This window comes from Streptomyces sp. NPDC041796 (genome assembly GCF_055590785.1).
In genome coordinates this window covers 186,084-211,759 of record NZ_JBVJAH010000003.1, presented here as the reverse complement: position 1 = coordinate 211,759, position 25,676 = coordinate 186,084, and the positions used below count along the sequence as shown (strand labels likewise).

The 25,676-nt window shown below is 72.5% G+C and carries 22 protein-coding genes; 3 read left to right on the top strand and 19 right to left on the bottom strand.

Annotated features, from left to right (window positions below; genetic code table 11):
• Positions 1-3: 3 nt before the first annotated feature.
• The 12 genes from ACZ6C1_RS07125 to ACZ6C1_RS07070 form a co-directional block, all read right to left on the bottom strand.
• Positions 4-708 (bottom strand): helix-turn-helix domain-containing protein, encoded by a 705-nt coding sequence (locus ACZ6C1_RS07125; protein WP_469238633.1) that lies wholly within the window; start codon positions 706-708, stop codon positions 4-6.
• A gap of 99 nt (positions 709-807) precedes the next feature.
• The gene (locus tag ACZ6C1_RS07120; protein ID WP_469239073.1) at positions 808-1,662 is read right to left on the bottom strand and encodes a geranyl diphosphate 2-C-methyltransferase; all 855 of its coding nucleotides are present in this window, start codon (positions 1,660-1,662) and stop codon (positions 808-810) included.
• Positions 1,663-1,804: 142 nt separating this feature from the next.
• Positions 1,805-3,238, bottom strand: a complete 1,434-nt coding sequence (locus ACZ6C1_RS07115; protein ID WP_469238631.1) for a family 2B encapsulin nanocompartment shell protein — start codon at positions 3,236-3,238, stop codon at positions 1,805-1,807.
• A gap of 327 nt (positions 3,239-3,565) precedes the next feature.
• Positions 3,566-4,204: a LutC/YkgG family protein gene (locus ACZ6C1_RS07110; protein WP_469238629.1), complete on the bottom strand. Its 639-nt coding sequence runs from the start codon at positions 4,202-4,204 to the stop codon at positions 3,566-3,568.
• A complete protein-coding gene (locus ACZ6C1_RS07105) occupies positions 4,201-5,619 on the bottom strand; it encodes a LutB/LldF family L-lactate oxidation iron-sulfur protein (RefSeq protein ID WP_469238627.1) in 1,419 nt (472 codons plus the stop codon). Before ACZ6C1_RS07105 ends, ACZ6C1_RS07110 begins: the two co-directional genes overlap by 4 nt.
• Entirely contained in the window at positions 5,616-6,374 is a 759-nt protein-coding gene (locus ACZ6C1_RS07100) for a (Fe-S)-binding protein (RefSeq protein ID WP_469238625.1), read from the bottom strand. Before ACZ6C1_RS07100 ends, ACZ6C1_RS07105 begins: the two co-directional genes overlap by 4 nt.
• Entirely contained in the window at positions 6,374-6,514 is a 141-nt protein-coding gene (locus ACZ6C1_RS07095; protein ID WP_469238623.1) for a hypothetical protein, read from the bottom strand. Before ACZ6C1_RS07095 ends, ACZ6C1_RS07100 begins: the two co-directional genes overlap by 1 nt.
• 53 nt (positions 6,515-6,567) lie before the next feature.
• Positions 6,568-9,600, bottom strand: coding sequence for a tetratricopeptide repeat protein (locus ACZ6C1_RS07090; RefSeq protein WP_469238621.1), 3,033 nt, complete (start codon positions 9,598-9,600; stop codon positions 6,568-6,570).
• Positions 9,597-11,453: an HSP90 family protein gene (locus tag ACZ6C1_RS07085; RefSeq protein WP_469238619.1), complete on the bottom strand. Its 1,857-nt coding sequence runs from the start codon at positions 11,451-11,453 to the stop codon at positions 9,597-9,599. Before ACZ6C1_RS07085 ends, ACZ6C1_RS07090 begins: the two co-directional genes overlap by 4 nt.
• A gap of 820 nt (positions 11,454-12,273) precedes the next feature.
• A complete protein-coding gene (locus tag ACZ6C1_RS07080) occupies positions 12,274-13,017 on the bottom strand; it encodes a Clp protease N-terminal domain-containing protein (protein WP_469238617.1) in 744 nt (247 codons plus the stop codon).
• 73 nt (positions 13,018-13,090) lie between these two features.
• Entirely contained in the window at positions 13,091-14,347 is a 1,257-nt protein-coding gene (locus ACZ6C1_RS07075) for an ABC transporter substrate-binding protein (RefSeq protein WP_469238615.1), read from the bottom strand.
• A 128-nt stretch (positions 14,348-14,475) separates the two neighbouring features.
• Entirely contained in the window at positions 14,476-15,429 is a 954-nt protein-coding gene (locus ACZ6C1_RS07070; protein ID WP_469238613.1) for an NADP-dependent oxidoreductase, read from the bottom strand.
• Positions 15,430-15,499: 70 nt separating this feature from the next.
• On the opposite strand from ACZ6C1_RS07070, the gene ACZ6C1_RS07065 reads away from it, so the two are divergent.
• Complete coding sequence (locus tag ACZ6C1_RS07065; protein WP_469238611.1) at positions 15,500-16,450, top strand: GlxA family transcriptional regulator; 951 nt, start codon at positions 15,500-15,502, stop codon at positions 16,448-16,450.
• Positions 16,451-16,487: 37 nt separating this feature from the next.
• Here the strand turns inward: ACZ6C1_RS07065 and ACZ6C1_RS07060 are convergent, their stop codons facing one another.
• From ACZ6C1_RS07060 to mmuM, 6 genes are all read right to left on the bottom strand, one after another.
• Positions 16,488-17,144 (bottom strand): DUF5701 family protein, encoded by a 657-nt coding sequence (locus ACZ6C1_RS07060; RefSeq protein ID WP_469238609.1) that lies wholly within the window; start codon positions 17,142-17,144, stop codon positions 16,488-16,490.
• 168 nt (positions 17,145-17,312) lie between these two features.
• Complete coding sequence (locus tag ACZ6C1_RS07055; protein WP_469238607.1) at positions 17,313-18,041, bottom strand: helix-turn-helix domain-containing protein; 729 nt, start codon at positions 18,039-18,041, stop codon at positions 17,313-17,315.
• A gap of 64 nt (positions 18,042-18,105) precedes the next feature.
• Positions 18,106-18,351 (bottom strand): hypothetical protein, encoded by a 246-nt coding sequence (locus tag ACZ6C1_RS07050; RefSeq protein WP_469238605.1) that lies wholly within the window; start codon positions 18,349-18,351, stop codon positions 18,106-18,108.
• 1,504 nt (positions 18,352-19,855) lie between these two features.
• Positions 19,856-21,766 (bottom strand): DUF2264 domain-containing protein, encoded by a 1,911-nt coding sequence (locus ACZ6C1_RS07045; RefSeq protein WP_469238603.1) that lies wholly within the window; start codon positions 21,764-21,766, stop codon positions 19,856-19,858.
• Positions 21,763-21,933, bottom strand: a complete 171-nt coding sequence (locus ACZ6C1_RS07040) for a hypothetical protein (RefSeq protein WP_469238601.1) — start codon at positions 21,931-21,933, stop codon at positions 21,763-21,765. Before ACZ6C1_RS07040 ends, ACZ6C1_RS07045 begins: the two co-directional genes overlap by 4 nt.
• Before the next feature lie 81 nt (positions 21,934-22,014).
• The gene (gene mmuM, locus ACZ6C1_RS07035) at positions 22,015-22,941 is read right to left on the bottom strand and encodes a homocysteine S-methyltransferase (RefSeq protein ID WP_469238599.1); all 927 of its coding nucleotides are present in this window, start codon (positions 22,939-22,941) and stop codon (positions 22,015-22,017) included.
• A 102-nt stretch (positions 22,942-23,043) separates the two neighbouring features.
• Between mmuM and ACZ6C1_RS07030 the strand changes: the two genes are divergently transcribed.
• A complete protein-coding gene (locus tag ACZ6C1_RS07030) occupies positions 23,044-23,271 on the top strand; it encodes a DUF5133 domain-containing protein (protein WP_469238597.1) in 228 nt (75 codons plus the stop codon).
• A 440-nt stretch (positions 23,272-23,711) separates the two neighbouring features.
• Positions 23,712-24,602 carry a D-alanyl-D-alanine carboxypeptidase family protein gene (locus ACZ6C1_RS07025; RefSeq protein ID WP_469238595.1) on the top strand — a complete coding sequence of 297 codons (891 nt, stop codon included), beginning with the start codon at positions 23,712-23,714 and terminating at the stop codon, positions 24,600-24,602.
• A gap of 365 nt (positions 24,603-24,967) precedes the next feature.
• Here the strand turns inward: ACZ6C1_RS07025 and ACZ6C1_RS07020 are convergent, their stop codons facing one another.
• On the bottom strand, positions 24,968-25,666 hold the full coding sequence (locus ACZ6C1_RS07020; protein WP_469238593.1) for an ester cyclase: 699 nt from the start codon (positions 25,664-25,666) through the stop codon (positions 24,968-24,970).
• Positions 25,667-25,676: the final 10 nt, after the last annotated feature.

Below are 25,676 nucleotides of genomic sequence, written 5' to 3'. Positions count from 1 at the left end.
GCGCTACGCGTGGGCGTACGGCACGTTGATGCGCCTGCCGCTGACGCGGGTGGGTGTGAGGGCCACCCAACGGGCCTCGGCCCCACCGCTCCACGGGGCGCTGTACGCCTGCTCGTCGAGCCTGCGCGCCGCCTCCGGGTCGGTGACCGGGTGGGGCGTGCCGACGACCAGGACGCTCCAGCCGCGGCACAGCACGTCGTCGATGTGATCGACCTCGAAGGCCATCTGGCTGTCCCCGGTCAGTGGCGCCAGCGCGTCCGGCGCCACCCGGAACGCGAGCTCGCCGTCGGTGATCAGGTAGTTGACCGGCAGGATGGCGGGGCCGTCGTGCGTCGTCACGGCGACGTGCCCCACGCCGTGGGTGCCGAGCAGTGAGCGGCACTCGTCGAGGCCGAGGTCGACGACCTCGGGGTGGAGCGGGGCGTGGCCCATGCCGGGGGGCAGGTCGGCGGTACCGCCGGTGAGCTCCACGACGCTGGTCTCCAGGGCGTCCGCCAGCCGCAGCAGGAAGCCGATCCCCGGCGTGGCGGGCTGTTCCTCCAGGTACTGGATGTATCCGGGTGCCGAGCCCGCCCGGACCGCCACCTCCTCGCGGCTCAGGCCGAGCTGCTCCCGGCGCGCGGCCACGCGCCGGCCGATGTCTCCCCGGCAGGGCCCGTGCGTGTGCGTCCCGGCGGCGGGTTCCCGCAACAGCGAATTCTCAGGCATGGGAGGCACCGTCCCTTCCAGGTGCGCTACGGCAGGCTGCCTACCAGCCCACGGTACGCCTCGGCGCGCTCCCACACCGTGCCGGACCCGTCCGACGCGTCAGACCCGGTCCGCCGCGATCAGCAGGTAGTGGAAGCTGCCCTCCTTGTACGCCGTGAGGAAGGGCTCCTCGATTCCCGTGGCCAGGGCGGACTTCGCGCGCAGCTCCCAGTACGGGATGGTCCGGGCCGTCAGGTCCACGACGGTGATCGGCACGAGGTCGTTGGCCGCCATGGCCTTGAAGTACTCGCTGCGTGGATGGATGTTGCACGTGTAGTGCTCGTCGATGCGGCTGACTGCCTTGGAACGACCACCGGTGACATCGTTGTAGCAGCCCGTGATGCAGACGTAACGGCCTCCGCGCCGCAGTACGCGTGACATCTCGGCGTACAGCTCGAAGAGGTCCACGTACATGGTCGTCTCATTGGTCCAGGCGGCCCGGCGGGAACCGGCCTCCAGACGGGTGTCCAGCATGTTGCGGAAGTGGAACCGCACCCGGTCGCTGACGCCGCGCTCCTCCGCCTGGGTGTTGGCGAAGCCGACCTGGTACTCCGAGATGGACACGCCGTCGACGTAACAGCCGAAGCGCTGGTTGGCCATGATGCTGGTGCCGCCGCGCCCCGAACCGGCGTCGAGCAGCCGGTCGTCGGCGGTGACCGGGCCGAGGTGGTCCAGCAGCACGTCGGCCTGCGCGGTCTCCAGGCGGTGCAGTTCCCGGACGATGCGCTCCTGGCGGGTCTGTTCCGGGCCTTCCAGTACGGACGGGTCGTAGTCGCCGAGGCCGTAGTGGTGGTGGTACAGGCCGTCGACCTCACCGAGCCGCAGGTTGACCGGGTCCTGCTGATTGGTGTTCCAGTACGCGGCGACGGACTTCTGGAAATCGGTGCGGAGCACCTCGTCCGAGGAGGTGGTCATGGTCATGCTGGGGGGACTCCTTGTGATGTGTGTGGGGGGAGGGGCCGGGACAGTGGGTGGCGGCGTCCCGCACCGGGAACGCGATGACACCGTCCCCGCCCTCCTTCAACCGCTGTTCGTGACGCCGGGAGCGGTGGGGCGACTACTCGGCGCGGGGGCGTACTTCGACGTTCTCGAGGATGCCGATGGCGTCCGGGACCAGGATCGCGGCCGAGTAGTAGGTGCTGACCAGGTAGGAGATGATCGCCTTCTCGTCGATGCCCATGAAGCGCACGTTCAGGCCCGGCTCGTACTCGTCCGGGAGCCCCGTCTGGTAGAGGCCGATGACGCCCTCGTTGTCCTCACCGGTACGCAGCGCGATGATCGAGGACGTGTGGTGCTCGGTGATCGGGATCTTGCCGCACGGCAGGATCGGGATGCCGCGCCACGCGGGGATCTGGTGCCCGCCGACGTCGACGCTGCCGATGTACAGGCCCCGCTTGTTGCACTCCTTGCCGAACGCGGCGATCGTGCGCGGGTGGGCGAAGAGGTACTGCGTGTTGCGGCGCATGCTGATCAGGTCGTCGAGGTCGTCCGGCGTGGGCGCGCCGGAGTGGGCCTGGATGCGCTGGTCGTAGTCCGTGTTGTGCAGCAGTCCGAAGTCGGGGTTGTTGACCAGCTCGTGCTCCTGGCGCTCGCGCAGCGCCTGGATGGTGAGCTTGAGCTGCTGCTCGGTCTGGTTCATCGGCTGGTTGTAGAGGTCGGCGACACGGCTGTGCACCTTCAGCACCGTCTGCGCCACGCTCAGCTCGTACTCGCGGGGCTCGAGTTCGTAGTCCACGAAGGTCGCGGGCAGGTCCGGCTCGCCCTCGTGGCCGGAGAGGAAGCTGATCTCCACCTCGCCGTACTTGTTCGTCGGCTTGTGCCCGTTGGACGTGAGCCCCTGCACGTGGTTGCGCAGCGACTCGTACTGGCCCGCCACCTGCTTGTACGCGGCCTGCGTGAGCACGAGCGCCGTGGTCCTGGTGGTGGCCCGGACGCCGAACTCCCACTTGGCGTTGGCGTCGCACGCCAGCATCCGCCCGCCGAACGAGTCGCCGTCGGCGAGCATGCCCAGGCGCGTCTCCCCGTCGTCGTACTTGGCCTTGCCGACCTTCTCGACCTTGCCGTGCGCGATGAGGAAGACCTGGTCGGCCTTGCGGCCCGCTTCCACGATGACCTGGCCCGGCTCGAACTCCTTCTGGACGAACTTGTCGGCCAGCGCCGCCAGCGCGGTGGGGTCGCTGAATCCGCGCAGCAGCGGCAGTTCGCCCAGCTCGGCCGGTACGACCTGCACCTTCGCACCGGTCTGTACGAAGGTCACCCGACCGTCTCCGACGGCGTACGACAGCCGGCGGTTGACCCGGTAGGTGCCGCCGGGCACATGGACCCAGGGCAGCTTGCGCAGCAGCCAGCGCGAGCTGATCTCCTGCATCTGGGGCTCGGACTTGGTGGTGGTGGCGAGATTGCGCGCCGCCCGCGTGCTCAGGCTGAGCTGGATCTTCTCCTGCGTCTGGATCTTCGGCTCCGCGGGGGCCGGGCGTGTCTCGACTGCCATGGGCTGCTTCCCTTTCGTATGATGATCCACATGGCGGGCGGCCGTGGAACAGGCGCGTGACCCGCCTCGCGTTATCACGCGTAGTGAATCTGCGTTACGCATAGTGATGGGGGATTGGCGCACATGTGCGCGTGTCGCGCCGCAGCGCACGCGCCCCCCGCCCGCGCCCACGCGCGCCCCAGGCCGGTCACCCACGCCGGTCACCCCCGGAGCGCGCCCCGCGGCGCCCGCCCCACCTGGCGCTGCCCGCGGGCCGTCCGACGGCTCCCGGCGGGCCGTTCAACGGCTGCCTGCCGGACTGCTCGCCCGCTACCCCGGCTGCCCCGGCTACCTCGCGGTGACGAGCAGGACGTCGAGCGTGCGCGGGCCGTGCACCCCCTCCACCCGGTCCAGTTCGATGTCGCTGGTCGCCGACGGCCCCGAGATCCAGGTCAGCGGCCGGGTCGGATCCAGCCGCGGCAGGGCCCGTGGCAGTGAGGCGACGACCTGTTCGGGCGCCCGGACGACACAGAGGTGCAGATCCGGTACGAGGGTGAGGGCGCGCCGCCCCTGGCCCTCCGTCGCGTCCAGGACGATCGTGCCGGTCTCGGCGATCGCCAGCGCGCAGGTGGTGACGACGGCATCGGTGGCGTCGAGTTCGTACGCGGTCAGCGGGCGCCCGGCCGTGTCGTGGCGCCGCTCGGCCTCCGTGGCCGCCAGCCACGCCGTCGGCAGGCCGGGCGGCACGGCGACCGAGGCCGCCCCGCGCTCGGTGAGCAACCGGGCGATCAGGGTCGGCAGTTCGTCCTCGGTCACGCGGTGCACGTGGGCCCGGTAGTCGGCCAGGTTGTGGTGGAGGAGGTCCAGCAGGGCGGCCGGATCCTCGGGGGAGTGGCTCGTACGGTAGTCACGGGTCGGCTCGGGGGCCTCCGGCGCACCGGAGGTGGCCGCGCGGACACGGGCGAGGATCCGCTCGCGGGAGGTCATGCGCGGTTCTTCTTCCACCAGTCGCGGAACGATCGTTCCGGCAGCTCGGGCAGGTCACGGCCGTCGGTCCAGGCCCCGGCGCCCGGCGGCCTGGACGGGAGCGCCCCGCGGGCCGCGGAGGCCGCCCGCTCGCCGGCCGCGAGGGCGGCGGGGTGGTCCAGCAGCCAGGTGGCCGCCTTGATGGCCGCCTTCTCCAGGCGGTGACCCTTACCGCCCCGCTCGGCGACCTCGCCGCGGAGGTGGACCAGCACCTCGGGAATGTCGATGGCGACCGGGCACACCTCGTAGCAGGCGCCGCACAACGTCGACGCGTACGGCAGGGAGGCGTCGATGTCGCTCGTCGTGCCCCGCAGTTGCGGTGTGAGGATCGCGCCGATCGGGCCCGGGTAGACCGAACCGTACGCGTGCCCGCCGGCCCGCTCGTACACCGGGCAGACGTTCAGGCACGCCGAGCAGCGGATGCAACGCAACGCCTGGCGACCCACCTCGTCGGCGAGCGCGGTGGTACGGCCGTTGTCCAGCAGGACCAGGTGGAAGGCGCTCGGGCCGTCGGCGTCCGCCGTCCCCGTCCACATGCTGGTGTACGGGTTCATGCGCTCCGCCGTCGACGACCGCGGCAGCGTCTGGAGGAACACCTCCAGGTCTCGCCACGTCGGCACGACCTTCTCGATCCCGACGACCGAGATCAGGGTCTCCGGCAACGTCAGGCACATCCGCCCGTTGCCCTCCGACTCGACCACGACCAGCGTGCCTGTCTCGGCCACCATGAAGTTCGCGCCCGAGATCCCCACCTTCGCCCGCAGGAACTTCTCCCGCAGGTGCAGCCGGGCCGCCTCCGCCAGCTCGGCGGGCGCATCGGTGAGGCCGGCGGGCGCCGGCCGGCCCCAGTCGGCCATCCGGTCGCGGAAGATGTCCCGGATCTCCCCGCGGTTGCGGTGGATCGCCGGAACCAGGATGTGAGAAGGCCGGTCATCGCCCAACTGCACGATCAGCTCGGCCAGATCCGTCTCGTACGCGGCGATCCCCTCGGCCTCGAGCGCCTCGTTCAGGCCGATCTCCTGGGTCGCCATCGACTTGACCTTCACGACCTCCCGCTCACCGGTCGCCTTCACCAGCTCGGTCACGATCCGGTTGGCCTCGCCGGCGTCCGCCGCCCAGTGGACCGTGCCTCCGGCCGCCGTGACGGCCTCCTCCAACCGCAGCAGATAGCTGTCCAGGTGACGCAGAGTACGGTCCTTGATCTGCTTCCCCGCCTCCCGCAGCAGCGCCCAGTCGTCCAGCTCCGCGACCGCCCGGGCCCGCTTGTCGCGGATCGTGTGCGTGGCGTGCCGCAGGTTCCGCCGCAGCACCGGATCGGCCACCGCCTCCCCGGCCGCCTCCGGGAAGGCGGGCATGCCCAGGAATGTTCCCCTCACCGCGGCGGCTCCTCTTCCGTACCGGCGTTGGTACGGGGTTCCGTACTGGAGCCCGTACGGGGTTCCGTACTGGCCAGGATCTCGGCGATGTGCACCGCCCGTACCCGCTCACCCTCGCGTCGCAGCACACCACCGATGTGCATGAGACACGAGTTGTCCGCACCGCACAACACCTCGGCACCCGTCGCCACCGCGTTACGCGCCTTGTCACGGCCCATCGCCACCGACACCGCCGGGTTCTTCACCGCGAACGTCCCGCCGAAACCGCAGCACTCCTCCGCGCCGGGCAGCTCCACCAGCTCCAGCCCCTTGACGGCGGCGAGCAGCCGGCGCGGCCGCTCGCCCAGTCCCAGCAGCCGCAGACCGTGGCACGACGGGTGGTACGTCACCCGGTGCGGGAAGTACGCCCCCACGTCCGTCACGCCCAGCACGTCGACCAGGAACTCCGTCAGCTCGTACGTACGCGGCCCCAGCTCCGGCTCGCCGAGCCCGGCGTAGTGCTCGCGCACCATGGCCGCGCAGGAACCCGAAGGGGTGACGACGTACTCGTACCCCTCGAAGGCCCGTGCCGTACGCCGTGCCAGCCGCTCCGTCTCGCGCCGGTAGCCGGTGTTGAACTGCGGCTGGCCGCAGCACGTCTGGGCCGCGGGAAAATCCACCTCGACGCCGAGGCGTTCGAGGAGCCGCACCGTGGCGATCCCGGTCGCGGGATACACCGCGTCGTTGACGCAGGTCACGAACAGCGCGACGCGCATCACGGCTCCTTCCTGCCGTCGTCCTCCGGCTCCGGCCCGGTGGCCCTCGCCCGGACGAGGATATGGCCGGGGACGGTGCCCTCGGCCAGGAGCCGCACGACACGGTGGGTGCGTACGGCGCGGCCCGTGCACCGCCTCATCAGGGGCAGTGCACGGGCCGCCGTGCCGGCCGGTCACCGAACGGCCACAGAGGTCAGGCGGAGCGGGTGAGGTGGCCGAGCGTGCGCTCCAGGCGCGAGACGGCGGAACGCCCCTCGTCCGTGTCCACGGCGCGGGCTTCGGTCATCAGTGCCCGGATCCGCTCGGCGGCCTCATCGGCACGGTCCAGTTCCCGCTCCGTCCAGGCCATCCGCACGACACAACGCACCCGCTCCTCCAGGAGGTCCGGGCCCAGCGCGGCGAACGCCGCGTCCGCCCGCTCCAGGAGTCGCACCACCTCCCGGCGGCTGTCGTCCCCCTCGTCGTCCCCGCCCTCGTTCTCCTCTTCCTCTTCGTCCTCTTCCTCGTCCTCGTCCTCGTACAGCTCGTCGAGCAGCAGCTCGGCCGTCTGGGACCACGTACGCGCGCGCTCCACCAGCAGCTCCGGGGCGTCCCCGTCGACGGCGGCGAGGGCTCGCGACATCAGTTCCTTCGCCGCGTCCGTGTCCCCGCCCCCGGCCTCCAGCCACGCCAGCGCGCGCAGGGTCCGCGCGAGCGCTCCCGGATCGTCGAGGCCCTGCCAGAGCTCGACGGCCCGGTGGTAGGCGGCGACGGCCTCGTCCCGCATGCCGGATGCCGACAGGCACTCGGCGCCGAGCGACGCGAAGTGGGCGTGCGGCCCCGCGTGGTCCCAGCCCTTGGTCACCTCCGCGGCGAGCAGGTACTGCTCGGCGGCCGCCCGGTGGTCGCCGAGGGCCCGCAGGTTACGGGCCAGGGCGTCGCGGGCCCGTACCGCCTGCTCCTCCCCGTGCTCCAGCAGGTCGGGCAGCGCCGACTCCAGCACCTCGGCGGCCTCGGCGGCACGCCCCGTCTCCCCGAGGGCCTGGGCCAGGACCAGCCGGGCGTACGCTCCCGCGCCCGCCGACTCGCCGGCGGCGTCGAACCAGTGCGCCGCCTCCAAGGCGTGGTCGGCCGCCTCCGCCTCCTTGCCGTCCTGCCCGTGGAGGACCTCCGCCAAGGTCAGCCGTATCCGACCCAGCTCGTCCGCCGCCACGATCTCGGCGCTGTGGGCGAGCGCCGCACGTGCTGCGTCCTCGGCGTCCCGCGGGCGCCCCAGCGCCATCAGCAGCCGGGCCCGCCGCGCGAGCGGTTCGGCCGCGTCCCACGGGCGGCCGGCGTCGACACACCGCCGGGCGGCCGAGGCCAGCAGCGCGTCCGCCTCCTCGCTGGCACCGGCACGCCAGGCGTGGTCGGCCCGCAGCCTTTCCGCCTCGGCGAGGAGGTCGTCGACGTCGTCCCCACCGGACGCCTCCGCGAACCGCGTGACGAACGCGGCCAGATCGGCGTCGAACCGCGAGGCGTCGTCGCTCTCCCCGTTCTCCCCGCCCACCCCGTTCTTCTCAATGCCGTCGTTCCGCTCCTTCTCGCCGTCCCGCAGGATCGCCTCGAACTTGGCCCGCATCAGGGCGACCGTCGCGATCCGCCGCGTCCTGGTCCGGTCGGCCGGGTCCAGGGCCTCCGCCGAGGCGGCGGCCGTACCGAGCAGGGCCCGGATCTCGTCCGCCTCCGCACCCGACTGCGCCGCCGCGGACGCAACGCGCAGCTCGGCCAGGGCGGCCCGGCTCGGCTCGCCGGCGTTCCGGTAGGCCGCCACGGCCCGCTCGAGCAACTGGCGCGCGCCGTCCTCGCCCGCGCGCCCGGCACGCAGCGCCCGCTGGTCCAGCAGGTCGGCGGCGAGCAGCGCGTCGGTGGCCGCGCCGCTCTCCGCGACGAGGGCCGCGACCCGGTCCCAGACGGCCGACGCACGCGGGTGCCCCTGGGCGCGCAGGTCCCGCGCTTCGGCGACCAGCTCCGGCAGGGAGGCGGCCGGGGCCTTGCGCGCACCGGCCGTGGTGACCGCTCCGGCGCCCGTGCCCGCGGGCGCGCCCGCCGCCGAGGAGACGGCGCCGGCGCCGAGCCGTTCCGCCCGCACACCCAGCGGGAGAGCGTCCACCAGCGGCTCACGGTCCAGCCGGTCCCGCAGCCGGCCTGATGTGGCGTCGCTGTCGTTGCGCGCGTCGAAGCGGGCCGCGATCGCCCAGGCCTCGGCGTCGAGCAGGTCGTGCAGCTCCCGCACCGTACGCTGCCGCCCCCCGTGGGCGACCGCGGGACCGTCCCCGATACCGAGGGCCATCAGTCGGCGCAACAGGACCAGCGTCCCTCCCAGCAGGTCCAGCCGCTGGCCCGGGTCGCCGTCGGACGCGAGGTGCGACGCGTGCTCGGAGAGCAGTTCCAGTCCCCTGCCCTCGTTTCCGGTCAGGGCGCAGAACTCGATGTGCAGGGCCACCGACGGCAGCAGGCTGTCATTGCCGCGCGCCATGCGGTACCCCCGCAGGTGGTTCGCGCGTGCCTGGTCCAGCCGGCCCGTCCGTACCAACGGCAGCAGCGACTGGGCGAGGACGCGGTGCGGCTCCTCCATGCAACTGGAGTTGCCGTCGAGCACCGGCTGCCAGGTGTCCAGAGCCCTGTCGTCCCGGCCCTGCCTCACCCAGTAGGCACCCTGGTCGTTGAGCTCGCACGCATGGCAGTTGGCCATCGGGTCGCGGTCCGCCGCCGTCCACGCGCTGAACGCGCGCGCCGCCCGTTCCGTGTCGCCGGTGTGGTCGGCGAGGTCGAACTCTCCCTGCCGCACGGCCCGTTCCGTGTATCCGGCGACCCGGTAGCGGCGCTCCATCTCGGTGAGCCACTGCTCCATGGTGGCGAGCGGGATCTCGGGGAGCGTGAGCATCCCGGAACTGACCCACTTGAACATCCAGTGGAAGGTGTGGCTGTCACCCCTGTCGAAGGCGGACGGGTCCTGGTCCCACTCCCGCATCAGCCGGGCGAACGGCACCAGCATCTTGCCGCGCTCGCTGCTGAACTCGTACGCCTGGATCAGACCGAACAGCGCCTGCCGGAGCAGATCGCGGTCACCGGTCGATTCGGCGGCGGCCACCAGTTCCTCGGCGCGGGCGTTGCGCAGCAGCCCGTTGGGCGCGGAATTGTTCTCCCACAGGGCCCGGCGGATGTCCTCGGGCGAGTGCTGGGGCGAGTGCTCGGGGGTGGTCATGCGTCGCCCTCCTGGGAAGCCGTGGTCGGGTGCGTGGCCCATTCGAGGAGCCCGAGGAACGCCCTGTTGAGCAGGGAGGTGTCGGCCGGCCGCAGCGGGCGCTGCGCCATGAGCAGCGCCTGCCCGTACAACGACTCGACCGCGGTGCCGGCCAGGTCGGCGTCGGTGATGGCCGCGACACGCCGCACCAGGGGGTTGTTGTGGTTGAGGACGAGGCGGGCGCGCGGCGCCGAGCCGCGCAGGGCGCCGAGGATGTCGCTCCACAGGCTGTCGGCTCCCTCCTCGGCCGCCGCGCGGTCCCGCTCGTGGCGGGCCTCCCGGTCGTCGAGGAACAGCGCCGGCACGGTGACGGGCTGGAAGCACCGCAGCGCCACGTCGCAGCCGAGGGGGTCCAGGCGGGTGCGGGCGGTGGCCAGGAAGGAAGCGAGGGCCAGTTCCTCCTGGGGCCCGACGGGGTCGAGGTGTGCCGTGACGGCGCCGGCGTCCAGCGCGCTGACGGTGACGCCCTCCCGGACCTGGGGGAGCAGGGCGATCAGGTCGGAGTCGTAGGTGTACCCGCCGTTGACGACGCCCAGGCCGTGGGCGGCCGCTATCGGGGAGACCTGCCGGAACTCCTCCACCGTCCGCGTGAAGTGGACCTGCGGGTGCGTGCGTACGAACTCGTCGAGCGTGACCCGGCCGTCGCTCGTCTCGAACGGCAACCAGGGCAGCATCAGTGCGAACAGCTCCGGGTCGTGCCGCGCCATGGACTTCACGCCCAGGTGGTGCACGGTGAGGAGCGCCGCCAGCCGGTCGGGGTCCCCGGCCGCGAGTTCGGTGAGCCACTCACGGACGCGGACGCCCAGCGCGTCCCGCACGGCGGCGAGCGTCTCGTCGTCGTACAGGTTCTCCCGGGAGGCGGTGGGCCGCAGTGTGTCGGTGTCCAGGACGACCCGCACGAAGAAGGCCCAGTCGGGCAGCAGATTGTCCGCCCGGTCGGTGAGCAGCATCCCCTTCAGGTAGACCCGGTGGGCCGCCCTGCCGGCGGGGCTCGTGGGGGACGGCAGGACGTACGCGACACCGCGCACGCCGGCCACCGGAAGGTCCAGGTCGATGGAGTCGAGAGGCGTGAACCCGAAGACCCGTGCGCAGTGCCCGGCGAGTGCGACCCGGCGGGCGGTGGGTGTCGGGTACGGCCGGTCCCACACGGCCGGCCGCTCGGTCAGCGGACGGTCGGTGGCGTCCGGCCCGGTGAAGGTGATTTCGTGCGGCAGCAGCGACCCGAAGTCCTGGGCGAGTTCGGCGACGCGCCGCGGTTCGGTCCACTCCTCGGCGCCGGGCCGCGGCTCCAGCCGGACCGTGGTGCCGGGCTCGGGCCGCGCGTCGTGCGGCAGCGTCCGTACCGTGTACGAGCCGTCGTCGCTCGCCACCCACTCGACGGGCGGCTCGTCCGGCTTGCGGCCGGAGCGGGACACGACGCGGATCTGCCGGGCGACGACGAAACAGGCGAGCAGCCCGATGCCGAACTGGCCGAGGAATTCCTGCCGGGCGCTCTCCAGCCCGTCGCGCTTGGAGCTGCGTCCGATGGTGGCGAGGAGCGTGTGCACCTCCTCGGAGGTGAGGCCGATACCACTGTCCTCCATGACGACGGCTTCGCCGGTGGCCGTGAGCCGGATGGCCACCGGGGCGGCGGGGTCGTGGGCGAGACGGGCGGTGACCGCGTCCACCGCGTTCTGCAGCAACTCGCGGATGTAGACGCGCGGGCTGGAGTAGAGGTGGTGGGACAGCAGGTCCACCAGGCCCCGGAGGTCGACCTGGAAGGTGTTCACCGACGGTTCGGACGGTTCTGGCGGCTGGGGCGAGTGAAGGTTCATGGGCGCAGTGGGGCCACCGCACGGCTCCGGACGGACGGCCGTGGGCGCGGGTCGGGCGATCGCGGGGTCCCCCCCTCACGAATCGCGATGGGCCCGGCCCTGACCTCGGCACCCCGCGCGGGCATACGCGCAGGTCACCGAGGAGGACTCGGAATTGAGGACCATCGTAGGGAGGGCCACTGACAATGCCCAGGGATTTGCCGGCCCCAGTGATCTTGCGGCCCGGCCCCTCTGGCCCGGCCCTGAGGCCCGGTCTCTCCCTCTCGGGGCCCGCGCCCCGCCGCGTGCGGCCCTGCCCTGCGGGTCGGTCCCCTGAGGCCCGTCCCTGCTGCCCGTCCCCACGGCCTGCCGCGTGCGGTTGGGTCCTGCGATCCATGCCTGCTGCCTGCTGCCTGCCGCGTGCGGCTCGGTCTTGCGGACCGGTCCCTGCTGCCTGCCGCGTGCTGCCCGCCCCGTGCGGCCCGGTCCTGCAAACCACCCCGCGTCGCGGTCCCGCGGCCCGCCGCGACCGGGGTGCCCCCGAGCAACGCCCTCGCTGGGTACGCCGTTTCGCGATCGCCGCCTCGTCCGCCCCGGCGCCGTGGCCGCGCGGCCGGCCCCGGTTTGGCTCCTCGGCGGACGGGCGGTGCAACCGCTGGGCGGATGGGCGGCGCAACCGCTGGGCGGGTGGGTGCGCCACCCCTCCGCGGGCGGGCGGCGCACCCCTCCGCGGACTGGCCCCCCCCGCACCCGGGCGGCGTCACCCCCTCCGCGGCGCCCCGACCGCAGGCGCCCGCGTTCGTGGTGGCTCGGCGGGTGCCGGGGGAGGGGACCCCGAGTTCTAGGCCTCCTCCGCCGCGGTCCCGTCCACGGCCGCCGCCAACGCCGCCGTGACGTGCGCCTCGGTGGCCGTCTTGTCGATGCCCAGGCCGGTGAGGAGACCCCGGCCGTCCTCGAACTCCAGCAGGGCGAGCAGGATGTGCTCGGTCCCCACGTGGTTGTGGGCGTGCTTCAGGGCCTCACGGAAGGTCAGTTCCAGGACCTTCTTGGCCCCGGCGTCGAAGGGGACGAGGCCGGGCACGCCGTCCGCGCGCGGGGGCAGCGCCGCCCGTGCCTCCTGGCGGACCGCGTCGAGGGACACTCCCTGGGCGGTGATCGCCCTGGCGGCGAGCCCCTCGGGTTCGTGCAGCAGCCCGAGCACCAGGTGGGCGGGGCTGATCGTGTCGTTCTCCGCGGTGTGGGCCTCGTTCTGAGAGGCCATCACGACATTGCGGGCGCGGTCGGTGAAGCGGCCGAATCCCTGGGCGGGGTCGAGTTCCGAGGGTTCGCCGGACTTCGGTACGAAACGCTTCTGGGCGGCCTGCCTGGTGACCCCCATGCTCTTGCCGATGTCTGTCCAGGAGGCGCCCGAGCGCCTGGCCTGGTCCACGAAGTGGCCGATCAGGTGGTCCGCCAGCTCGCCGAGGTGGTCGGCGGCGATCACGGCGCCGGAGAGCTGGTCGAGCGCGTCGGTGTGTGCCTTCTTGATGGCTTCGATGAGGTCGTCGAGACGGACGGGATGCGTCATGCCGACTGGTTTCGTCATGTGTCAACCGTAAGTTGACACACCGTCGGACCGCAACCCCAGGTTGACAATTGAGGCGGTCCCGCCACCGCGGTCACGACGGCTCCGCGGCCGGCGAGGGGCCCGTCGCCCAGTGAGGTTCGTCCAGCGGCAGCAGCTCGCCACCGACCGGCAACCCCCGCACGCCCCGGTCGTCGACGACCACCAACTCGTACGGGTGCCGGCGGCCCCGCTGCCACTGACCGCCCGCCAGCCGTACCGTCGCGATGTGCGGTACCGGGCCGGACGTCCAGTCCAGCGGGCCCGCGACCGTGTCCAGCCGGGTCGTACCGATCGCTGCCGCGACGGACGCGGGGGCCGTCGGGTCGCCGGCCGTGGCCAGGGCGTGGGCGGCCACCTCGACGAGGGCGTACGCCAGGCCCAGTGGCTGGAGCCACTGGTTGCCCGTGGCCCCCTCGTACCCCTCGGCCAGCTCGGCGGCGCTCGTACCGTCGATGGACGAGCGGTACGGGTGGGCCGGGGTCCAGTACACGAGCGTCGCCACGTTCGCCTGGGGTGCCTGGGCGGCCGGAGCGGAGGCGGCGGGCGGATAGGCGAGCCACCGTGAGCAGGTGATCAGCCGGAGCCGCAGCCCCCGCGCGGCGGCCTCCCGCCGGAACACGCCCAGGTCCGCACCGGTCGCCGCACTCGTGACGACGTCCACCCCCTCCTCCCGGAACCTTGCCACATGGCCGCCGAGGGCCGAGGCGGGCTCACGGTACCCGGCCGGGTCCACCAGGCGGTGGCCACGCGCGCGTGCGGCCGGAAGGAAACCGTGCGTCGCGTGGCGCGACCATGCGCCCTGGGGGCCGTCGTTCCACAGGCACCCGACCCGGCGTTCCGTCCCGCCGACGGCCTCCCACAGGTCGGCGAACGTCTCGGCGATGTCGTCGAGCCCCCAGCAGAAGTGGTACGTCCAGCGCCGCCGCGCACCGCCGTAGTAGTACACCTGCCAGGGGAAGGTGCTCGACAGGCACGGGACGCCCGCCTCCTCGCAGGCGTCGGCCACCGCCGGCAGCACCTCCGTGCCCGCCAGCGTCAGCACGATCCGGGCCCGCTCCACCTCCACCAGCTCCCGCACCGCCCTCCGCGCGCCCTCCGCGGTGGACCGGCTGTCCCGGCCCACCAGACGCAGCCGCCCGCGCAGCTTCGGCGCCAGGAGGTCCATGGCGTACGCCAGCGGATCCCCCAGCCGCGCCAGCCGGCCCGTGCGCGCGACCACCACGCCCACGGCCGGAACCTCCGCGGCCGGGCCACCCGCCGCAGGGGCCTTCTTCTCTTCGCCGTTCGTCCCACCGTTCGTCTGGTTCATGCACCGCACAACGCCCCAGCGCGGCGGGTGTCACGCGCGACCGCCCTCCCGTCGGTCACCGCGGGCGCGGGTGGCCGTCGGCACACCCCTGCGCCCGCGGTGACGGCCCGGCGGTCCCAGGCCTCGCGTCAGCCGACGGTGAGCACCAGCTTGCCGGCCGTCCGGCCCGTCTCGCCCAGTTCGTGCGCCTTGGCCGCGTCCGCCAGCGGGAAGGTGCCCGCGATCGCCGCGCGGAGCCGGCCCTCCTCGGCGAGCCGGGCGACCGCGTTCATGCCCGCGTGGTCGGCCTCGACGAGCAGCAGCTCCGTCCGGACGCCGAACTCGCTTGCCCGCGCGGCCAGTTCCTCCCCGCCCATGGGAAGGATGGAGACCAGCAGGCCGCCCCGGCGCAGGGTGCGCAGCGAACGCGCGCGGTAGTCGTCGTCGCCGATGGTGTCCAGGACGACGTCGACGTCGTTCACCTCGTCGGCGAAGTCGGTCTCCCGGTAGTCGATCACCTCGTCGGCGCCCAGGTCACGCAGGAACGCGTGCTTGCCCGCGCTCGCCGTGCCGATCACGTACGCCCCGTGGGCCTTGGCGATCTGCACGGCCAAGTGGCCGACGCCGCCCGCCGCCGCGTGGATCAGCACCCGCTGCCCGGCCTGGACGCGCGCCGTGTCGACGAGCGCCTGGTAGGCGGTCAGCGCGGCCAGCGGCAGGGCTCCGGCCTGGACGTGGTCGATGCCGGCCGGCTTGCGGGCGAAAGCCCGCGCGGGACCGGTGACGTACTCGGCGTGGGAGCCGACCCCGTACGGGTAGGGCAGCATCCCGAACACCTCGTCGCCGGGCTTGAACAGGGTGACGCCCATGCCGACGGCCTCCACCACGCCGGAGACGTCCCAGCCGAGGACGTACGGGGGCTCGCCGAGGAACATCCGGCCGCCGCGGTGCTTCCAGTCGGTCGGGTTGACCCCCGCCGCGCGCACGCGGACCAGTACCTGACTCGGGCCCGGCTCCGGGCGCGGCATCTCCACTTCCTTGAGGACCTCGGGGCCGCCGAGGCGGTCCTGACTGATCGCACGCATGGTTGTTGTCGTTGTCATGCGCTCCACCCTGCCGGGGGCGGAGAGCGCGGAAAATGGCAAGACAGCCAATATCCGATAGGATCGTGCCATGCACCGAGTGGTAGTCCTCGCCCTCGACGGCGTGTATCCCTTCGAGCTCGGCATCCCGAACCGCGTCTTCGGCTCGGCCGACGGCCGGTACGAGGTGATCACCTGCTCCGTCGACGGCCGTCCCGTGCGCACCGGCTCCGACTTCTCGATCACCGTCGACCACGGCCCGGAGGCACTGGCCACCGCCGACACCGTGGTCGTCCCGCCCTACGACATGGAACTCGCCGCCGCCGACCTGCCCCGGCCGGCCGCCGACGCGCTCGCCCGGATCCGCCCGGGCACCCGGCTCGTTTCCATCTGCACGGGCGCCTTCCTCCTGGCGGCGGGCGGGCTGCTCGACGGCCGGACCGCCACCACGCACTGGGCGCTCGTCCCGCTGTTCCGGCGGCTCTTCCCGCACGTGACGCTCGACCCCGACGTCCTCTTCGTCGACACCGGCGACGTCCTCACCTCCGCGGGCGCCGGATCGGGCGTCGACGTCTGCCTGCACATCGTGCGCGAGGACCACGGCAGCGAGGTGGCCAACCAGGTGGCCAGGAAGTGCGTCGTGCCGCCCTGGCGGGACGGCGGCCAGGCCCAGTACATCGAACAGCCGGTGCCCGAGACGTCGGACCACGGGACGGGTGCCACCCGCCACTGGGCCCTGCAGAACCTGCACCTGCCGCTCACACTCGCCGACCTCGCGCACCACGCGCGGATGAGCGCGCGCACCTTCGCCCGCCGGTTCGGCGAGGAGGTCGGCATGAGCCCCGGCCGGTGGCTCATCCAGCAGCGCGTCGCCCGGGCTCGGCACCTGCTGGAATCCACCGACCTGTCGGTGGACCGCATCGCGGGCGAGGTGGGCTTCGCCACGGCCACCTCCCTGCGGCAGCACCTCCACGCCGCGATCGGTGTCTCACCCCTGGCCTACCGCCGCACCTTCCGGGCCGCGGACCGGGTCCTCGCCTGAGCGGTCCCCCCGGTCCGCCGCCGGTCGCCTTCCGGACTCAGTGGCCGCGGCCCGTGGCGGAGGCGAAGCCGAGCCAGGTGTGGCGGTTGCCCCACCAGCACCAGCCGACCTTGGGGGCGTTGCGCCGTTCGCGGCCGTCCCGTCCCGTGCCGTTGCTGATCCAGATCGCCGGGGTACGGGCGTCCAGGGCGCCGTTCGCCTTGCGCAGCCGGGAACCGATGGTCATGAAGCAGTGGTTGCGTTCCAGGACCGCCGGCTGCTGGAGCACCCAGTGGATGCCCTCGGTGAGCAGCAGCGGGGTGCGGTCCTGCCGGGTGAGGGCGGGCAGCGCCTCCTCCGGGCTCCAGTTGGCCATGTGGTCGCCGCGGTCGGGGCCGGTGACGAGGTAGAGGGGAGTGTCCGGCACTTCCACGGCGCAGGGATCGAAACGGTCGACGTCGGGCATGTCGGTGACGACGAAGCCCGGTTTGCCGTCGTGCCGGAGCAGCGGGGCGAGCGCGGAGGCCGGGGCGCGGTCCGGATGAACGGCGAGCAGGGCGTCGCCGTCCCGGTGACCGGCATCCGCCGCGAAGGCGCGCAACTGGTCGGCGGGTATCCCCGCGACGTCGTGCACCCCGAGCGCGATGAGGTGTTCCGCCTGGGCGGCGAGCGACGGGAGAGGGATCACGGTGGGGGAGGACGTGGTGTCGGGCAAGGCACTCCTCGGTTCGTGTCGAAGGCGGTGGGCTCAAGACCGAACGACGCGGCCTGCCGGAATGTTCCCGACGCGACGTCACCACGACGGCACCGCGCCGGACCACGCGTGACCGTGCCCCGGGTTCCGCCACGCGGTGTGGCGGAACCCGGGGCACGGGTGGAGCGGTCAGGCCTGGCCGGAGGTCCGCCTGGAGGCCGGCCCGCGTACGCGCCGGATCCTGCGTGCGCGGTGGGTGCCGGAGAAGACCGCGGTCCTGCTCAGCATCTTCTGGCGCAGCAGTCCGGCGTGCAGGACACGGCGGGCCTCGAACCAGTCCTGGTACTCGGCGTCGCCGCGGTTGAGGCCGAGGCCGAGCAGGATGCCCTCCAACGCGCTCTCGGTCGGAAGGACCTTGGCGTTCATGGCGTACGAGATGGTCGTCTTCGACACCGAGGCGCCCCGGGAGAGCGAGCGCGAGACGATCTGCTTGTACGGCATGTTCTCGCGCCACAGCCGCAGTTCACTGAGTGCGAGCGCGAACTCCTCGACGCGGGTGACCTGCGACGGCAGCAGCCGACGGTAGGCGGCGCGCTGGGTGGGCTCCTCCGGCACCCCGGCCGCGCGCCGCTGGCGTGCGTCGGCGACCATCTCCCACTGCGGGCGCCAGTCGTCGGGCCGCTCTCCCAGGGCCTTGAGATAGGCCACCATCGTCGGCCAAGACGGGCATCGCTTGGCGTTGGTGGCGGCCGAGAGCGTTCCGACGGACAGGGAGCTGCGGTCGGCGAGTTCCTTGAGCGTGTATCCCTTCTCCTCTCGCAGTTGTACGAGGTCGCGGCACATGCGGGCCAGCGACCCCTGCCGGCCCGACAGGTCACGCATCGGGCGGCCGGTACGGCGGTTGTCGTTCCTGGTCATGGCGTCCTCCCCCGAACCGGGCGGCGCCGGGGGCGCACCTGGCCGGTGCGCCCCCGGTCGCCGTCTAGTTCGCCGCTCCCGGCTCGACGGTGGCCTGGCCCGGCAGGGCCGGGGAGATCTGCTGCGCCAGGGCAGCGGCCACCCGCGAGGCCCGGCGCCGGTCCGTGCCGGTCTTCCGGTCCACGAGCCGGTTGGCGATCACGGCCGCCGAGATCGTGACGCCCGCCGCGACGGGCGCCTCGTACCCCAGCCGCATGATGCCGAGGGTGGAACCGGCGGCGATGGTGAACGCGCCCAGCTTGAGCGCCATGCGCGCGATGGTCCCCGGCTCGGAGCGCCGGGTTTCGAATACCGGGCGGAGTCCGAAACCACCGCACGGAGAGGTTCCGACGACACAACCCGGCCCCGTGAAGGGGCCGGGCTGCATCGCGGTATTGATGGAGATCACTGGATCTCTCTTTCTGGCCACAAGGGCCTTGTCTAGACCGAAAAGGATCTTCGGTTGGTGACCCGGTTCTTCCGTCCACTTGCGGTGTTACTCAGCGGGGATGCCGCCCCACTTCGAGAAGCCTTACACGGTCACATCTATGGCGACAAGCGCCCTCTATATGAGGGGCGCGAAAAAAGGCCCGAGCGATCTTCGTTTTGGTTGATCACCTGCCAAGTTCCGGGCTTCTCAGGGTTTTTCAGAGCCGGTCAACAAAGCTCGAACGCCTGACATAGGCAGTCCTCATCTGTGCCATCTCGTATGGTCAGAGCGTTGGCCAGAGCACTACTCTCCTCACAGGAAGGGCTTTCCTGTGCTCCTCAAGAGGAAAGGAAAGGGAAAATGAGTTCGAGCCCCGAATGTCTGAAGTAGAAATCATGTCATTAACTAACCGGACGGCCTGAGTCCGGATACTCGGCGGTAATAATGGAAATGGAACAACGGATTCCGGATGTCTGATGACCTTGCCGTCGGGCGAGCCTTCACGCAAGGCTGCGCAGTGAGGCACCGGTGGCGGTCGGGTCCATTAATGAGCGGGAAACCAGGCGCACACGGGCGGCGTCAATCAATGAAAATGGAGTAGCCAGTAAGCAAAGGGACCGCACCAAAAAAGTCTTGATCGAAAACTGCGTTTCCGCAGGTCGGTGACAAGCGCCGGGAAGATTTTTCAAACAGGTTCGCCCAGGAACCAAAAATGCGGTTGAGAGTTGCTTCATCAGCGGAGTTGGCGGACCTTGGTGAGCAGTTGGCTGCGTGGGAGAGATCCCGAGCGGCCGGCGCCATAAGGTGCCTTGTCTATGACCCGGACGGCACCGTCCACTGGCCGATGCCCGGCCTGGGACAACGCGGTGCGTGGGGCCACCCGCGTGCCGCGCCGACTTGAAGGAGAACTGGTGGACTCGCCCATGCCACTGCTCGCGCTGGTAGCCGCACCGGTGACCTCGTCGCCGGACAGGTGCGCGCTGGTTGGCGATGCCGCCGGTCCGCCATGCCCGACCTGCTCGTCCCGCCGCCACGCCGCTCTGTGCCGGCCGCGTCGACGACGCCCGTGGTCGGCATCCGAAGGAGGGCGTCACGTCCCGTCCGTCCCACCGTCCCCGCGTGGGGACGAGGCCCGCTCCAGCCGGGCACGGACCGTGCGTCGCCGTCCAAGGCGCCCCGAGGGGCCGTCACCGACACTCGGCGGCTCATGGCCGGGCGCGCGCACCACCGGAGGCCGTGTGCCCGCCGGCTGTGCGGAGCGAGACCCCGGCGTGGGGACGAGCGCGTGCGGCTGATCGTTCCCTGACACGCCCCCCGGCGCCCGGTGGCCGAACCGGCGGCGTCCTCACGGCGCGTGCGTGACCCTCACCACCGGAGTGAACCCGATCCGGGTGAGCGCTTCGCCGTCCGTCCACCGCACCTCGACCAGCTCGCCGTCCACCCGCTCCACCGCCGCCACGCCCGCCAGGGGCGCCGCGTCCGGGGCGGCCGTCAGGGACGCGAGCGCCACCAGCACGACCGTGCCGCATCCCTGGGACGGAGCGGCGCTCAGCCGCGGGAGGACCACCCAGCGGGCGAACGCCGTGCCCTGCGGAGCGCGCAGCTCCTCCGCGTGCGGCCCTTCCCACCCGTACAGGCCGACCAACTGGGAGGCGAGCGGCTCGTCCGGGCCCGTCGCCCAGCCCGACAGACGTACCCGCGCCCCGCGGGGCAGGCCCACCAGCCGGTGCACCCGCAGCTCGTGGCGGCCGAGCGCCACCGTCACGCTCTCCGCCCGCAACCCCGGCACCGTCGGCGACCCCGCCGGGAACACCGGCCGGTGCCACGAGGCCGCCCACCCCCAGCCGTCCCCGTGCCCCGCGCCCAGCGGACGGACCCGGCGGCGCACCGACGCCACCCCGCCCACCTCGACGGCCAGATGGTTGTCGGGAGGGTTGGCGGCGGACGTCGGCCCCGTACGGGTGGAGTAGGCGAACCGCCCGTACAGCGGATCGTGCCCCTCGGCGGTGTCCCCGGCGAACGGCGGCACGGCGTCACTGCCGTGGTTGTGCAGCCGGGCGATGCCGTCCGCGCCCGTCGTCTGGATCAGCAGCCCCGGCGCGGGCAGCGCCCGCACCCGGTCACCGTTCTCGGCGGGCGCCGCCTCCTCCCGTACCGTCCACAGCGGGTCGTCCGCCGGGACGAGCAGCGCCACGAAGGCCTTGGACGCCCAATAGGGCGACGCCGGGCCCGAATAGGGCTGCAGTGTGGGCGCGTGCGGACCGTGCCAGCCGAGCGTCAGCAGCCCGTCGCGCCCGTCCACCGCGCCCCGGTCCAGGAAGTACCGCAGACAGCCGCTCAGCAGCCGCCGTGAGATCCCGGGCGCCAGCGGCGTGTACCGGGTCAGCGCGCCGAGCCCGACCGCCGCCCCCGCCGCGAACCGGTACGTCAGCGACCGCCCGAAGTGCACCGGCGCCCCGTCACCGCCGAACAGCAGCGACAACCCCTCCAGGTGCGTGCGCAGCCGCGGCCCGTACACGTCCAACAGGGCTCCGTCGCCCGCCAGATGGGCGTGCAGGAGCGGGTAGAGGTGCAGGGCCCAGCCGTTGTAGTGGTCGAACGCCCGCCCGTCGCCGTCCGCGTACCAGCCGTCGCCCCGGTACCAGCCCTCCAGCAGCCCCAGCCCGCGCTCGATCGCCCGCGCGGTCTCCGCGTCACCGCGCCCCACCGATTCCAGGAACCCGGCGACGGTCAGTGGGAACAGGTACCAGTTGTTCGGCGCGGGCGTGTGCCGAAGCGCACCCCGCAACCACTGCTCGGCCCGGTCCTGTACGCCGCTGTCCAAGCGGTCCCACAGCCAGGGCCGGGTCAGCCGCAGACCGAGCGCCACGGACGCCGACTCGACCATCGGCTGGCCCTGTACGTGGTGGTCGAGGACGGCCGGCCACGACTCGGCGTCCTCACGGCCGGGCGTGCGCGTCCCGGCGGCCAGCCCGTCCGCGTACCGGCCGAGCAGCCCGCACGGGTCCTTCCCGCCGGCGCCCGCGACCCGGAACGCGGCGGCGAGAAACGTCCGCGCGTACCCCTCCAGGCCGTCGGATCGGACGCCCGAGGCGGACGGCCGCCCCGGCAGGTCCAGCAGCGCTCCGCCGGGCGTCGCCCAGCGCCACGCGGCCCGCACCAGGCCGTCGGCCGCCGTCTCCCAGTGGGCCCGGGTGAATCCGGTGTACGGGCTCGACTCCCGGTCGTCCGGGGGCAGATGGAGGTGCTCGCTCATGCCGGGAACCGGTCGGTGGTGAGGTCGTCGCGTACGGGCGGGGGCGCCAGGTCGCGGACGGCCGCCGGTTCCTCACGGGCACCGGGGCCGAAGACGGCCGCTGCGGCCTCCTCACGCAGGGCGAGGGCGGCGCGCGGCGACCGGCGGTGGACGTGCGCGTACGGCATCGCATCACTCCAAGTCGTCGACGCACCCTCGACACCGACATCGTGATCGGCCGACACCGGCCCGGTCAAACGATCGAACGATCAGCGGGTTCTGGCCGCCAGTTCGGCGATCGCGTCCGGGCCCACCCGGCAGCAGCCGCCGACCAGCCGCGCGCCCGCCCGCCGCCAGCCGTCCACCCGCTCGGCCGAGAACGTCGAACGGCCGCGCCAGGCGCGGGCCCCGGCGTCCCACCGCTCACCGCTGTTGGGGTACACCACCACCGGCTTGCCCGTGACGCGCGCCGCGATCGCGACCGCGCGGTCGGCGTCGTCGGGCGCACAGCAGTTCACCCCGACGGCGACGATGTCCTCCGACGCCGCCGCGACCTCGAAGGCCTCCTCCAGCGGCTGGCCCGCCCGCGTCCGCTCCCCGACGACGCTGTACGACAGCCATGCCGGTACGCCGAGCCCGCGCACCGCCCGTACCAGCGCCCGTGCCTCGTCGGCGTCCGGCACGGTCTCCAGCGCGAGGGCGTCCGGGCGGGCGGCGGCCAGCACCTCCAGCCGAGGGCGGTGGAACCGTTCCAGCTCGGCGACGGTGAGCCCGTACCGGCCGCGGTACTCCGACCCGTCGGCGAGCATCGCGCCGTAGGGCCCGGCGGAGGCGGCCACCCACAGTGACCGCCCGGGCGCTTTCGCCTCGGCGCGGCGGGCGGCCTCGCGTCCCAGTTCGACACTGAGCGCGAGGAGACCGGCCGCCCGGTCGTGGCCGATGCCCCGGCGCGCGAACCCCTCGAAGGTGGCCTGGTAACTGGCGGTCGTCGCGACGCTCGCACCGGCCTCGTAATAGGCGAGGTGGGCCGCGACGATCGCCTCGGGCCGGTCGGCGAGGAGCCGCGCCGACCACAGCGCGTCGCTCAGGTCGTGGCCGGCTGCCTCGAGCTGGTTGGACAGACCGCCGTCGAGGACGACGGGCGAGGGCGACGCGGTGAGGGCTTCGGCGAAGGCGGGGGCGGCGGCGCTGGTCATGGGGGCGAAGCTAGCCCAAGACGCGGGGGCATGCGGAACGGATCACCGGGTAGCAGGGCCCCACGCAGACAACCGGCGCTAGTCGTCAGGAAGGAGCCGGCCGTGCTGATGGCTCACCCCGCCGTCCTGAACAACCTGGTCGAGCAGTACGAGACCCTGAGGATCCTGCACGCCGAGGCGGGCGCTCCGGAGGTCCGGGAACGCATGGACGAACTCGCCCGCACCCTCTGCGTCGCCACGGGCACCCGGGACGTGGACACGGCCCTGGTCGCCGCCCGCCACCGCCTGCCCGGGGCCCGCCCGGAGGACGACTCCCTGCTGACGTCCTGACGGCCGGCACCCCTCACCGGCTGACGTTCCACCCCCGTACGTCCCGGCCCAGGCGCGTCCCCCGCGCACGTCCTGCCGCACGTACGTCGCGAGCCAGGCGCGTCCCCCGTGCACGTCCCGGGCCAGGCACGTCCCCCCGCGCACGTCCTGCCGCACGTACGTCGCGGGCCAGGCGCGTCCGCCCGCGCGCGTACCGCTCCCCGTACGTCCGGCCCGCGCGCGTCCCGGCCCGGGGTCGTCCACCCGGGCGGTACGCGCCCGGCTCCCGACGCGCCCCCGCGCGCCGGGGGCGCGATCACCGGCCCGCCGTCCTCCATCTCCGTCACTCTTTCGGTGGCTTCCGGAGGGCGAGGCGCATCCCCGGGTCCGGTTGGCGTGTCTTGCCTGTAGCGGTGTATCCGGGCAGCGTCGCCGCGGCTGCGTGTACGGGAGTGTGGAACGTGAACAGCAGGACCTTCAGCCGTTTAGGAGCGGTACACGTCACGGTCTGGACCGTGCTGGCCACCGGGGCGACCCTCGCCCCGGCCCAGGCGGCCCCGGTGCGGCCGCCGTCGGTCACCGCCAAGGGCGGCTTCGTGATGAACAGCGGTTCGGGGGCGGCCCTTTACGCGAAGGCCGCGGACAGCCGCCTCCCCACGGGTTCCACGGCCAAGATCATGACGGCTCAGGTGGTCCTTTCGCAGAAGAACCTGGACCTGGACCGGAAGGTCACCGTCCAGATGGCGTACAGCGACTACATCGTGGCCAAGACCGCCTCATCGGCACGGCTCATCGTGGGCGACAAGGTGACCGTCCGGCAGCTCCTGTTCGGGCTGCTGCTGCCGTCGGGGTGCGACGCCGCGTACGCCTTGGCGGACACCTACGGCACCGGCTCCACGCGACAGGCCCGCGTGAAGTCCTTCGTCGGCAAGATGAACGCGGCGGCCACCGGTCTCGGCCTGAAGAACACCCACTTCGACTCCTTCGACGGCATCGGCAACGGCAACGGCAAGAACTACTCGACACCGCGCGACCTCACCAAGCTCGCGGGGCAGGCGATGAAGAACCCGACGTTCCGCGCCATCGTGAAGACGAAGTCCACCAAGCAGAGGGTCAGGACGAAGAGCGGCGGATACCGCGACATGTCCTGGACCAACACCAACAAACTGCTCGGCACCTACCGGGGAGCCATCGGGGTCAAGACCGGATCGGGCCCCGAGGCCAAGTACTGCCTGGTCTTCGCCGCCACCCGGGACGGCAGGACGGTGGTCGGCACGGTCCTGGCCTCCTCCTCGGAGGCCAATCGCAACACGGACGCGACCAAGCTCCTGGACCACGGTTTCAGGAAGTAGCGCCCGGGCTCCGTCCCCCGCACGCGCGGGGACGGAGCCCGGCCTTGCGGGCGCCGCCTGTTGTCACGGAAGGCCGCGGGCCGTACGCAAGGGTCGACGTGCCGTCGGCCCGCAACGCGTCGAGGGTGGGCCACGGGCTGTGCGCGCCGAACACGCGGACGGCGCGGGGCGCTGCCAGTAGTCCCTGACCTCGGCGGCCTGGGACTCGGGCAGCAGGGTGGCCAGGCGATACCAGCGGGTAACTTCTTCGGTCACCCACAGAGGCCATCAGGGCTCGTGCGTCACGGCTCCCCCCACCCCTCCCTCGCACGGAGGGGCGAAGGGGCTGTGTGCATCACGGTGGGACGGTGCCGGTGGACGCTCCCTCAGTCCTCCGGTACGACGCCCAACTGGCGCATCAGGCCGAGGTCGTCCACGTTCCACCAGCTCTCCGCGATCTTGCCGCCCTGGCAGCGGAAGGTCGCGTGTCCGGTCCCGGAGACGTCCCTGTCGGTCGCCTCGATGCCCTTGTAGGCGGCCACGTGGCGGCCCTTGAACGACATGCGCAGGCACACCAGGTCACCCTCGGCGACGAGCCCCTCGATGGTGCAGGTCGGCCGGAACGCCTCCATGATCTCCCGGTTCTGCTCCTTGGCGGTCGCCAGGTCCACGTCGTACGACGTCAGCGACGGGTCGTGCTCCCGGTAGTCACTGGTGCACATGCCGTCGGCCGCGTCGACGTTCCCCTGGTTGATCACCTCGTCCACGAACCTCTGGACGACCAGCTTGTTGAGCTGCTCGTCCCTCACGACGTCCAGGTCCGTGAAGGTGGGTTCACCGTCACAGAGCTCCACCATCTCCCGGAAGATCCGGTCGGTCTCGGGGAGCTTCGAGTTCTCCATCGCCTCCTCGTACGAGGGGAACTCCACGATCTCCAGCACATGCGTGGAGTCCGAACGGTCCCGGCCCATCAACGCGTGGGTGGCCGTCCGCTTGCCCTGAGTCGCCTCGGCCCAGCTGTCCAGCAGCCGGTTCATCTCGTCGACCCTGTCGGTCTTGCAGTCGATGATCTGGACGAATGTCATGACGCCTCCC